General features: G+C 69.6%; 13 protein-coding genes and 1 pseudogene. 11 read left to right on the forward strand and 3 right to left on the reverse strand.

The features are described from left to right. The 10 genes from JWP28_RS09025 to JWP28_RS09070 all read left to right on the forward strand — a co-directional run. Positions 1-577 (forward strand): HlyD family efflux transporter periplasmic adaptor subunit (locus JWP28_RS09025; protein ID WP_299542220.1); only part of this gene is annotated, 577 nt, incomplete at its 5' end. Positions 578-733: 156 nt separating this feature from the next. After that, positions 734-994 (forward strand): SWIB/MDM2 domain-containing protein, encoded by a 261-nt coding sequence (locus tag JWP28_RS09030; protein WP_299542222.1) that lies wholly within the window; start codon positions 734-736, stop codon positions 992-994. Positions 995-1193: 199 nt separating this feature from the next. After that, positions 1194-2513 (forward strand): hypothetical protein, encoded by a 1320-nt coding sequence (locus tag JWP28_RS09035; protein ID WP_299542224.1) that lies wholly within the window; start codon positions 1194-1196, stop codon positions 2511-2513. Between the two features lie 77 nt (positions 2514-2590). Beyond that, complete coding sequence (locus JWP28_RS09040; RefSeq protein WP_299542226.1) at positions 2591-3259, forward strand: RibD family protein; 669 nt, start codon at positions 2591-2593, stop codon at positions 3257-3259. Next, a complete protein-coding gene (locus JWP28_RS09045) occupies positions 3256-4446 on the forward strand; it encodes an iron-containing redox enzyme family protein (RefSeq protein ID WP_299542228.1) in 1191 nt (396 codons plus the stop codon). Before JWP28_RS09040 ends, JWP28_RS09045 begins: the two co-directional genes overlap by 4 nt. Beyond that, on the forward strand, positions 4443-4709 hold the full coding sequence (locus JWP28_RS09050; protein ID WP_299542230.1) for a Rieske (2Fe-2S) protein: 267 nt from the start codon (positions 4443-4445) through the stop codon (positions 4707-4709). Before JWP28_RS09045 ends, JWP28_RS09050 begins: the two co-directional genes overlap by 4 nt. 14 nt (positions 4710-4723) lie before the next feature. Continuing rightward, positions 4724-5332, forward strand: a complete 609-nt coding sequence (locus JWP28_RS09055) for a CDP-alcohol phosphatidyltransferase family protein (protein WP_299542231.1) — start codon at positions 4724-4726, stop codon at positions 5330-5332. A 189-nt stretch (positions 5333-5521) separates the two neighbouring features. Next, positions 5522-5977, forward strand: a complete 456-nt coding sequence (locus tag JWP28_RS09060) for a (2Fe-2S)-binding protein (RefSeq protein ID WP_299542234.1) — start codon at positions 5522-5524, stop codon at positions 5975-5977. A 36-nt stretch (positions 5978-6013) separates the two neighbouring features. Continuing rightward, positions 6014-8182 (forward strand): xanthine dehydrogenase family protein molybdopterin-binding subunit, encoded by a 2169-nt coding sequence (locus JWP28_RS09065; RefSeq protein WP_299542236.1) that lies wholly within the window; start codon positions 6014-6016, stop codon positions 8180-8182. Beyond that, entirely contained in the window at positions 8179-9525 is a 1347-nt protein-coding gene (locus JWP28_RS09070) for a cytochrome c (RefSeq protein ID WP_299542238.1), read from the forward strand. Before JWP28_RS09065 ends, JWP28_RS09070 begins: the two co-directional genes overlap by 4 nt. Here the strand turns inward: JWP28_RS09070 and JWP28_RS09075 are convergent. Beyond that, entirely contained in the window at positions 9505-9972 is a 468-nt protein-coding gene (locus JWP28_RS09075; protein WP_299542240.1) for an OsmC family protein, read from the reverse strand. The genes JWP28_RS09070 and JWP28_RS09075 overlap by 21 nt on opposite strands. Before the next feature lie 146 nt (positions 9973-10118). Here JWP28_RS09075 and JWP28_RS09080 point away from each other — a divergent pair, with 146 nt between their 5' ends. Then, a complete protein-coding gene (locus JWP28_RS09080; protein ID WP_299542242.1) occupies positions 10119-10427 on the forward strand; it encodes a UBP-type zinc finger domain-containing protein in 309 nt (102 codons plus the stop codon). A gap of 24 nt (positions 10428-10451) precedes the next feature. On the opposite strand, the gene JWP28_RS09085 is transcribed toward JWP28_RS09080, so the two are convergent. After that, positions 10452-11018, reverse strand: coding sequence for a TetR/AcrR family transcriptional regulator (locus JWP28_RS09085; protein WP_299542244.1), 567 nt, complete (start codon positions 11016-11018; stop codon positions 10452-10454). A 103-nt stretch (positions 11019-11121) separates the two neighbouring features. Continuing rightward, positions 11122-11705, reverse strand: a pseudogene (locus JWP28_RS09090) (MFS transporter); the annotation flags it as partial.

An 11705-nucleotide genomic window follows, 5' to 3' on the forward strand; every position in this document is an offset into this window, starting at 1 on the left:
CGCCGCCGCCGCGGCCGAGCGCAGCCGCGCGACGCTCGCCGTCAGCCGCAGCCAGGAGGCCGTGACCCGCGATCGCCGCGGCGAACTCACAGCGGCGATCTCCCAGGCCAGGGCAGGGCGCGAAAAGGGGCAGGCCGCCCTCGACCTCGCCCTGCAGGACCAGGAGCACGCCGCCATCCGTGCGCCGATCGCCGGCGTGGTGGGCGACCGTCAGGCCAACGTCGGGGATTTCGTGCAGCCGGGCTCGCGCCTGCTGACCATCGTGCCGATGGACCGCCTCTACGTCACCGCCAACTTCAAGGAGACCCAGACCGCGCGCATGCTGCGGGGGCAGGCGGCCAAGGTGCAGGTGGACGCCTTGCCGGGCGTCACCCTGAAGGCTCACGTCGAGAGCTTTGCGCCGGGCTCGGGTTCGGAGTTCGCCCTGCTGCCCTTCGAGCCGGGGGTCGGCAACTTCACCAAGATCGTTCAGCGCGTGCCCGTCCGCCTGCGCTTCGATGCGGGCCAGCCGGAAGTATCCAAGCTGCGGCCCGGCCTGTCGGCTAAGGTTACCGTCGCCCTTTCCGGCAAGGGTTAAGATGTCCCGCGAACGGAGTTTTTCGCTTCTGGAGGCCCCCTGAACACTTCTCGGGGTGGCGCGAGGCGGAATTGCCCCTAGGATGCCTGCAAGCGACTCAGTTTCACGCACTACACGCGTGGCGGTAGCCGCCTGAATCTAGCTGGGGGAGCCCCTATGGCCGACGTCAAAAAAACCAATGCGCTGCAGAAGCCGCTCACGCCCTCGGCGGAGTTGGCCGCTGTAGTCGGCCCGGGGCAACTGTCCCGCGGCGAAGTGGTCTCGAAAATCTGGGCCTACATCAAGAAGAACAACCTTCAGGATCCGAAGAATAAGCGCGACATCTTGGCTGACGCCAAGCTGAAGCCGGTCTTCGGCGGCAAGGACAAGGTCAGCATGTTCGAGATGAACAAGCACCTCGCCGGCCACCTGAAGTAGGCGATATCCGCGCGGCGGCGACCGCCTAAGGTCCCGCCAAGCATTGCAGACGCAGGAACCTCGTCGGGCCGACCGCCCGGCGGGGTTCCTTGCTGTTTGCCGCTCGGGGCCGGCGCCGCCGTTCGTGCATAGGTTGTGGAGCATCCGTTAACCCCGAGCGGTCATATTAGGGGCCGAAAAGCCGCAATGGGAGATCACGGTGAGCGAGAGCGCAGGAGTGACCGATCACCCTGCAGAGCCCGCGGGCGCACGCCCGGCCGCCGAGGCGCCGACGCTGGACGCCCAGGCCTTAGCCCAGCTCTCCGGCGCCCTGCGGCTGGTCTCCGACGACGTCCAGGCCTCCGTCGACCGGTTCAGCGATCCGCACATGATGGCGGCCGGCAAGGTCAACATCGTTTCCGTCGAGGCGGTTCAGCAGCGTTTCGGGACCCGTTGGTCGCTCCGCAAGGACCAGGTGTTCGCGTTCACCGAACGGGTGCTGCAACGGGGCGTGGCGACCAGCGGCGTCTTCCTTCGCGTCTCGGACACCGACTTCTTCATCATCCAGCCGGAATTGGGCCGCCTGGCCGGGCAGGCGGCCTGCCTGCGCTATCTGCGGGAGGTCCTGAACCATTTCCTTGGCGAGTCCCACATGGCGGCCGCCGGAGTCATGCAGGTGACGCGCATGACCAAGGGGCGGATGGAGGCCCAGCCGGTCGACGCCCGGCAGATGGAAGCCGTCGAGAGCGGCGCCGTAGCCGCCGAGGAAGCCGAGGCGGCCGAGGCGGCGGCTATGCTTCCAGCCCAAGAAGGCGACCTCGAAACCTCGCCGGGCGGTCTCAACCCGTGGACGCCGTTCGTATCGGGCGACGGGCGGCACATCCGCGTTTCCGCGACCCTCGAGCCGGTCTACGAGCTCAAGGGCTTCACGCGCATCGGCTTTCGGATGATCCGCCGGGTCATCGTGATCGCCACCGGCGAAGAGCTGACCGCCCAGCAGGTGGCGGCGCTGTCCTCGGTCGACATCCTGCGCACGGACCTCGCCACCATCACCCGCGGCATCGATCGCCTGAAAGTGGAGGCCGAGGGCGAGCAGCAGCTCAGCCTGATCGTTCCGCTCTCCTTCTCGAGCCTGTCGACCCAGCGGGGCCGGACGGAGCTCATGGCTCCCCTCAAAGAGGCCGGAACCCTGGTCAAGCTGGGCGTGGTCTGCGAGATCCACGACATCGAGGGCGTGCCGCCGGGCGCCCTGCTCGCGGCGACCTCGCTGGTGCGGCCGTTCTCGCTGCTGGTCGTCGGCCGGCTCGCGGGTCCGTCGCTTGCCACCATGGAGCGGCTAAGGGGCGCCGGCCTGCAGGCTCTGTCGCTCGAATGTCCGCCCGGGCTCGGCGACGCGGAATTCCTCGGCTGGGCCTCGACCACCATCGCCGCGGCCCGGAAGGTCGCCAAGTCGGTGCTGATCTACCGGGCCGGGTCCCCCAAGCGGGCCGGCGCGCTCGCCTCCTTCGGCGCCACTCACGCCAGCCTCGCGGCCGCGTGACCTGACGGCGTATTTGCGAGCCCGGGTGGCAGATGCCACCATGCCGCCTGCATCCCAGGGCGGCCGGCAGAGTGCGCATGATCGAGATTACAACGCTGTCGGAGCTGACCATCGACGGCAAGCTCGCCCTCCACCGAACCTCGTCCAGCAAGGAACTGTTCGACTACTCCACCGATGAGCTGAAGGCCTGGTTCCACGGCCAGCGCGCGCTCAGCGACGCCATCATGGTGGGCGCCAACACCGTTCGGGTCGATGATCCGCAGCTGACCGTGCGCCATGTGACGGGGCCGAACCCGCTCCGGGTCATTCCTTCCTCCGACGGCCTGCTGCCGCTGAGCTCCGCCCTGCTTAACGACGGCCTGCCGACGCTGGTGGCGACGGCGAAGACGGCTCAAGCCGCCACCGTCGCGGCGCTGACGGCCAAGCCCGGCGTGGAGGTGGTCTGCTGCGGCGAGACCGAGGTCGACCTCGCGGCGCTTGCCAAGCTGTTGGCGGCGCGCGGGGTGAAACGCCTGATCGTCGAGGGCGGCTCGACGCTGCTCTCGAGCCTGTTCGGCCACGATCTGGTCTCGAAGATCATCATCAAGCACATCCCGATCATCTCCGGCGATCCGGACGCGCCGACCTATCTGACGCTGACGCCCCGCCCGGGGCTCAATCTCGGGATCTCGCGTTGGCGCATGGACGATTGGTTCGTGAAGGGCGGGATCGGCGTCTCGATCTATGGCCGCGAGGCCGCGCCTTGAACGCCGTCATCCATGACCCGCTGGCGGACCTGGCCGCGAGCCTGGCCGAGGCCTCCGGCCCTGCGCCGTCCGCGGCCTTCGACGCGCGTATCGACCTGGCGGGCGACGATCCGACGCTCCTGACCTTCGTGAAGCACCAGGCGCTGATGCGCTGCTACCAGGCGCGCTATGTCCTGTTGCCCGACCAGGCGCCGGCAGGAGGCGTCCTGGCGCCGATGTTGCGGCACTACGACGAGGCGCGGCTCGCGACCCTCGCCGAGCTGCGGCCGCGGCTGGAGGCGGAGCTGATCGCGCCGCTCGCGCCGAGCGGGGAGGGCGACGCCGCGGCCTATGTCGAGGCGATGCTCGCCGAAATCCGCGAGAACCCCGAGAACGCCTTCACGGCCTTCCTCGCCGGCGCCGAACAGCGGGCCGACCACTACCGAAACTTCCTGGTGCAGTCCTCGCCGGACCTGCTGGCCGAGGCCTCGGCTTCCGCGCTGGGCGTGGTGGGCGAATATGGGGAGCCGCAGTCGGCCCTCTTCCGCATCCTGATCGACGAGTTCGGCTACGGGAGCCACGCCAGGAAGCACAGCGTCCTCTACCGCGCGACTATGCGCAGCTTCGACCTGGACGACGCCTACAACGGCTATTGGCCCTGGTTCGACACCGAGGCGCTGACCCTGCACAACGCCATCCACTGGCTGTTCCAGAACCCGCGGAACTTCTTCCGGCAGGTGGGCTTCCTGCTCTACGCCGAGACCGCCTACCAGCGCTCGACGCTCGCCCATCACCGCTACCTGCGCCAATTCCATCCCGACGCCGACGCCCGCTACTTCGGCGAGCACGCGCACATCGACCTGCACCACACCCGAATGGTGATCGACGAGGCGGTGACGCCGCTGGTGGCCAAGTTCGGCGCGCAGGTGGGGACGGAGATCATAGCCGGCGCGGAACTCACCAAGGCCGCCTTCGCCCGCGCCGGAGCGCACCTGCTGGGCGTCTCCCAAGCCTTCGCCTCGGCCGCGTCCGCCGCCTACGGCGCGCCGCCGGAGCCCCGCCAGCGACTGGGGCGGCCGGTGACGCCGTCGAGCGACCTTGCCGCCCTGGGCGCGGCGCGCATCCAGGTGGGCGCGCTGGGCGTGTTGAACGAGGCCCGCGACTTCGCGGCCTTCCCACCGGCGGCGATCGGCCGGGTGCTGGCGTGACAATCCCCGCGCCCGACGACGCCCCGGTCTGGATCGGTCACGACTTGCCGCCGATCTGGCGAGATGGCGTGGAGTACTTCCTACTTTCGGCGCGCAACGAGCTCTATCTCATACCCAACCGCTGCCCGCATCGCGGCGGGCCGCTGAAGTTCGGGCGGCTGAATGCGGCGGGCGAGCTGGTCTGCCCGATGCACGGTAACGCCTTCTCCGTCGAAACCCTGCTGGACAACCCGGCGACCCTGCGTCTGACCGCAGCCCCCTAGCGTGCCCCACGTCGATGACGCCTGAGCGCACGCCGTTCCCGCTCTCGCTGGTGGTCGAGCGCGGCAGGTTCAAGCCGGCCAACGCCGTCACCCTCTCCCGCGGCCTGCTGATCGCCCCGATCTTCGCCCTCCTGTGGGCTGGCCTGCCGACCGCGGCGCTCGGCCTCTACATCCTGGCCGCCGCGACCGACCTTTTGGACGGCTGGCTCGCCCGGCGCTTCAAGCAGTCCTCGGAGTTCGGGGCCCAGCTCGACGCGGCGGTCGACAACCTGTTTTCCGTGGCGATCCTCGGCTTCTTGGCGCTGGCCTATCCGGACCTGATCATGCGCCAGTGGCCGGCCGCCGCAGTCCTGTTCGGAGGGCCGATCCTCTACCTCGGCCTCTCCTGGCTGATGACCCGCCGGCTGATGATGTTCCACGTCTGGTCGGCGAAACTCGGGGCGCTGCTGCTCTTTTGCCTGTGGCCGGCGATCGCGCTTACCGGCTGGCAGGGCTGGCTCTGGCTCAGCGCCGCGGTGGTGGGGCTGAGCCGCCTCGAGCAGCTGATCCTGATCGGCCGCGGCGGCCGCGACCTGAACGCCGGCCACGGCTTCGTGCGCATCGGCGAGCCGCCGCCTCGGTAGCGGGAGGCGCCCGATCGAATTTCATGGTCAAGCCCGTGACGAGCGCTAGATTGATCCTATATCCACGTTCTGCGCACGGCGTGCCTTGAGTGCTCGGACTTCTTTGTGATCACGCCGTGCTCTTCTTGGACGCTCTAGGGTGAGGGCAGCGCGGCCCTGGTCAGGCCGCCGGCGCGAGAGGGACCGGCCATGGTGAAGCTGAGGATCAACGGCGAGGACCATGACGTCGATGTCTCGCCCGACACGCCGCTGCTTTGGGCGTTGCGCGATGTACTGGGGCTTACCGGAACCAAGTTCGGCTGCGGGATCGCGCAGTGCGGGGCCTGCACGGTGCACGTGGACGGGAGCGCGCTGCGGTCCTGCATGCTGTCCGTCGGCGCGCTGAACGGCCGCGCGGTGACCACCATAGAAGGCATCGGCGCGACGCCCGTGGGCGCGAAGGTCCAGAAGGCCTGGCTGGACCTGGAGGTCGTCCAATGCGGCTACTGCCAGCCGGGCCAGATCATGTCGGCCGCGGCGTTGCTGGCCGCCACGCCCAACCCTGACGACGCGGACATCAACGCCGCGATGGCGGGAAACATCTGCCGCTGCGGCACCTACGTCCGGATCCGTGAAGCCATCAAACAGGCCGCTAAGGCGACCTGAGCCCGTTCCCGCCCTCGGTCCTACAGGGGTCTCCCAATGACCGTCTCGCCCGATCCGCCGGCCCTCGATTTCAAACCCTCCCGCCGAGTGCTGTTGCAGGTGGGCGCCGCCTTCGGCGGCGGCCTGCTGGTGGGCTTCCTGGCGCCCGCCGAGGCCGCGGCGCCGGGCGGGTCCGGTTTCGCCCCAAACGCCTTCATCCGCATCGACCGGGACGGCAAGGTCACCCTGATCATGCCGCAGGTCGAGATGGGCCAGGGCACCTACACCTCGATCTCCATGATCCTCGCCGAAGAGCTCGACGCCGACTGGGCGAAGGTAACGACGGCGCACGCGCCGCCGAGCGACGCCCTCTACGCCAACCCGGTGCTCGGCTTGCAGGCGACCGGCAATTCCAATTCCGTCCGCGCCTGGTGGAAGCCGCTGCGCAAGGCCGGCGCGGGGACCCGGGCGGTGCTGGTCCAGGCCGCGGCGGCGGGCTGGAACGTCGCGCCCGGCGAGCTGCGCACGGAGTCCGGCGAGGTGATCCATGACGCCACCGGCCGCAGGATCGGCTACGGGGCCCTGACCGGCCGGGCCGCCGGCCTGAAGCCACCCGCCGATCCGCCGATCAAGGACCCCAAGGACTTCCGCCTGATCGGCAAGCCGCTGAAGCGGCTGGACACGCCGGAGAAGGTCAACGGGCAGGCCAAATACGGCATCGACGCCATGCCGCCCGGCGTGAAGTTCGCCACCGTGGCCCATTCTCCGGTGTTCGGCGGCAAGGTCGCGCATGTGGATGACAGCCAGGCCAAGCTGTTGCCGGGTGTCCGCCAAGTGGTGGTCCTGGACGACCTGGTGGCCGTGGTCGGCGACCATATGTGGGCCGCCAAGCAGGGGCTCGACGCGCTCAACATCACCTGGGACGAGGGTCCCAACGCCAGCGTCAACACGGCGCTGGTCCGCGAGCGGCTCGTGGCCGCCAGCACCCGGCCGGGGGTGGTGGCCAAGTCGGTGGGCGATGTCGCCAAGTCGCTGAGCCAGGATGCGATCGAGGTGACCTATGACGTGCCGTTCCTGGCGCACGCGCCGATGGAGCCGATGAACTGCACCGTGCATGTGACGCCCTCGAGCTGCGAGGTCTGGGTGGGCATCCAGGTGATGAGCCGCGCCCAGGCCACGGCCGCGCAGGTCACCGGCCTGCCGCTCGACAAGGTCACCGTCCACAACCACCTGCTTGGCGGCGGGTTCGGCCGGCGGCTGGAGCACGACATGGTCACCAAGGCCGTGCGCATCGCCCAACACGTGGACGGACCGGTCAAGGTCGTCTGGACCCGCGAGGAGGACATCCAGCACGACGTCTATCGCCCAGCCTGGCACGACCGCCTCAGCGCCCGGCTGGACGGCGGCAAGATCGTCGGCTGGAAGCACGTCATCACCGGCTCGTCGGTGCTGGCGCGCTGGCTTCCCGCCGCCTTCGTAGGGGGCAAGGATTTCGACGCCGTGGATAGCGCCGCCGACATGCCCTACGACATCCCGAATTTCCACGTGGAGCATGTCCGCGAGGAGCCGCCGGGCGTGCCCACCGGCTTCTGGCGCGGCGTCGGGCCGGCGCACAACGTCTTCGTCATCGAGAGCTTCGTCGACGAACTGGCGCACAAGGCCGGCAAGGATCCCGTCCAGTTTCGGCTCGACAATCTGGACAAGCAGCCACGCCTAAAGGCCGCGCTGAAGCTCGCCGCGGAGAAGTCCGGTTGGGGGAGTCCCCTGCCGAGTGGCGTCGGGCGCGGCGTCGCCGTGCAGCCCTCGTTCGCCAGCTGGATCGCCACCGTCGCGGAGGTCGGCGTCGACCCCGATGGCGAGGTCAAGCTCCGCCGCCTGGTCTGCGTCGTCGACTGCGGCATCGCCGTCAATCCGGACACGGTGAAGGCGCAACTGCAGGGCGGGCTGATCTTCGGCCTGACCGCCGGCCTGTTCGGCCACGTCACCATCGAGCGGGGCCGCGTCCAGCAGAGCAACTTCCACGACTACCGGATGCTGCGCATCGACGAGACGCCGCCCATCGATGTCTACGTCATACCCAGCGGGGAGGCGCCCGGCGGAATCGGCGAGGCGGGCACCGTGGCGGCGTTCCCGGCGCTGGCCAACGCCATCTTCGCCGCCACGGGCAAGCGCCTGCGCAGTCTGCCCGTCGACCGTGACATCCTGGCGGGGAGGAAAACCGCATGACGCTCGGCCGCACCCTGCTCATCGCCGTCGCGGCCGTCGTCGTAGTCGCCGTAGGAGCCTTCGCCTGGATCGCGTTCGGTCCCGGTCCGATGGATTTCGCCCACGGCCGAAGGGTCGAGCTGACCGCCTACGCTGGCCCCTCGCCGACCGGCGTCCCGGCCGACTTCACCTCGACCGACCCCGTCGCCCGCGGCCAATACCTGGCGCGGGCCGCCGACTGCCAGGCCTGCCACACCGCCAGGGGCGGTAAGCCGTTCGCCGGCGGCCTGGCGTTCAAACTGCCCTTCGGGGTCATCTACTCCAGCAACATCACCCGGGACCGCGACACCGGCATCGGCGCCTGGACCGACCCCCAGTTCCTGGCCGCGGTGCATCGGGGCGTCGACGACCAAGGCGTCCGTCTCTATCCGGCCATGCCCTACGCCGCCTTCAGCTACATGACCGACGCCGACGCCCTGGCGATCAAGGCCTACCTGTTCAGCCTGCCGCCCGTTCACCAGGCGACGCCCGACAACACCCTGGTCTTCCCCTTCAACCAGCGTCGCCTGATGGTGGTCTGGGACTGGCTGTTCAACCGGGACCATCGCTTCCGGCCGGACCTGGACCGCAGCCCGGAATGGAACCGCGGCGCCTATCTTTCGGAAGCCATGGCCCACTGCGGCGACTGCCACACCCCGCGCAACCTCCTGCAGGCGCTGGACAACCGGCAGAAGTACGCCGGCGCGGTCGCGGCCGGTTGGCGGGCGTTCAACATCACCAGCGACCGGCTGACCGGCGTGGGCGGCTGGAGCGACGCCGAGCTCGCCCAGTACCTGTCGCAGGGCCATACACCCGGACGCGGCGCGGCGGCGGGACCGATGGCTGAGGCGGTGGACCTGAGCCTGCGGTACCTGACCCCCTCGGACGTCAAGGCGCTGGTGACCTACGTCCGCACGGCGCCCCCGATCGCCACGCCCTCGCAGCCGCCGCCCGTTCCCGGACCGGCGCCTGCTTCCCATCGGGAGAAGGTCGCGGCGAGCTTCGACCCGCTGGGCAAGCAGATCTTCGAAGGCGTCTGCGCCAGCTGCCACAGCTGGACCGGGCAGGGCTCCTTGACGCCCCTGGCCACCCTCAACGGCTCGCGCGCGGTCAACGACCCGACCGCGACCAACGTCGCCCAGGTGGTGATCTCCGGCGCCAATCGGCGCACGGTCGACGGCCTGGCCGTCATGCCCGCGTTCGGCCGGTCGTACAGCGACGCCGAGATCGCGGCGGTGGCCAACTATGTCACCGCCCGCTTCGGCGCCAAGCCGTCGTCGGTCACCGCCAAGCAGGTGGAGGCGCTAAGGAACGCCGCCAGCTAGGGTCGCGGTTTCGTCCGCAAGCGGAGCTTGCTCTGTGGTGATCCCCGCGCCCCCGACCAGCAGGCGGTGGACGGGACAGTTGTCGGCGATTTCCATCAGGCGCTCCTGCTGTTCCATCGACAGCGGTCCATCGAGGCGGACGATGACGAGAAACTGGTCCGGCGGCATGGCTGCGGCGTCCTTGGCGTGCGCGACCTCCACGTGAACGGCGCCGAGCGGCCAGCCCTTGCGCCTGGCGTAAAGGCGCAGGGTCTGGGCGGCGCAGGCGGCGAGCGCCGCCGACACCAGCTCATGCGGCGTGGGGCCAAGGTCGAGACCGCCCAGGGCCACGGGCTCGTCCGCCACGAAGCGCGCCGGTCCCGCGCCCACCAGCAGTTGCAGGCCTCCCAGCCCGGAATCGTCTGCTGTCGAACGCCTGACTTCATCGACCATCAGCAGGTCTCCCATTGACGGATGCGCGGCGTCCCCCTTCGGAGATGCGGCGCCTCGGAACATAGGATGGCCGCCGAAAAAGTCAGCCCGCGGGGCCGCGCCAGACCGCCGATTGCGCGCGGGCTCCAGTCCGGACACTCTGCCCGCCGAAGGAGGCCGCCATGGAAGACGCCTGTCCGCATACCGCCGGAGTTCGAGAGGTGACGCCCAGCGCGCTGGGCTGCGAGGAATGCCTGAAGATCGGCTCGGTGTGGCTGCACCTGCGGCTCTGCCGAACCTGCGGCCACGTCGGCTGTTGCGACCAATCGCCGAACCACCACGCCACCGCGCACTTCCACGCCACCCATCATCCCATCATCGAAGGCTACGACCCGCCGGAAGGCTGGGGCTGGTGCTACGTGGACGAAGTGATGTTCGATCTCGAGGAACGCCGCACCCCGCAGCGCGGCCCAATCCCGCGCTATTACTGACGGCCTGCCGGCGCCCCCACACGATCAGAGCAGAAGCGAATGCCGCAACAGCTGGGCGGCGTCCCGGAAGAGATCGTCGCGGGGAATGAGATCCTCTTCGGTGAGCATCTCATCCACGGCGAAGCCGAGCTCCACCGAGATGCGCAGCCGACGCCAGAGCACCTCGCGCGGCATCTCGGGCAGCAGCGGCCCGTAGGCCCCGACCAGGCGATCGGTGACCAGCCGGTGGGATTCGATCCGCACGTGCGCCAGCTGCGGCACGGCGCGCAGCGCCCGCAGCGTCCAGATGGCCCCCGGTTCTGCGGAAGTCACCTGAGCCGTCGCCCGCAGCAGTTCCTCCACGGCGTCGCCGAGCGCCTCTACGCCCTGCGGCGCGTGGCGATCGAGCCAGGTGAAAAGCACCGTATTCTGCCGGTCCATCAACCGGCGGCCCAACGCCTCCAGGACCGCGTATTTGTTGGGGAAATAGCGATAGAGGGCGGGCGGGGTCATACCCGCTCGCGCGCAGATCAGGTTGGTCGAAATGCGCTCGATGCCGACGTCGGCCAGGAGCTCGCCGGCCACGTCCAGCAGCCGCTCATAGGTCTGCACGCCGCGGTCCTGCCGCGGCGGTCTGCGGAGCAGGCTCGGGGAAGCCTCAGTTTGCCGGACGTTCCGCGCCATGGGCCCTCAAGCGCATAGAAGTTCCGTAAGGTCAAACCGGCGATCGGCCGCGCGCGGGCCGAAGATGCAGGCCTGCGACCAGGGCGAAGCCGGCCACCAGACAGCCGGCGCCGAAGGCCAGCGCGCCGCGGGCGTCGGTGTCGGTGACGACGAGCGAGGCCATGAGCGGGCCAAGGCTTCCGCCGAGCAGCTGGGCGCCGCCCAGGAGCACCGCCGCCCGGCGGCTGGGATCGGCCTCGATGGTCATAGGCACCAGGAACGGCATCAGGAACAGCCAGATGAATCCGAACGCGGCGGACGCCGCCAGGAACATCGTCGGGCCGGGCAGGGTCGCAAAGACCGCGAGGAGGCCGAGGTCGAGCACGGTGCAGACCAGCAGGGTGGGAAACCAGCGCAGGCGGCCGGCGAGCAGCGTGGCCGCGGCGCCGCCAGCCACCTGAAAGGCCAGGGAGAGCGAGACGGCCGTTCCCACGACGGACGGCAGATGTCCGGCCTGTTTGGAGAGCGGCTCGGCGTAGACCCAGACGCCGACGATGAACGCCAGGTACAGGAAGCAGGCCGCGAGCGCCACGAACCCGCGGGCCGGCGGCAGGCCGCCGCCGCCCTCGGGCCGGG

Origin of the sequence: Phenylobacterium sp., assembly GCF_028290885.1 — a bacterium.
GTDB lineage: Bacteria > Pseudomonadota > Alphaproteobacteria > Caulobacterales > Caulobacteraceae > Phenylobacterium.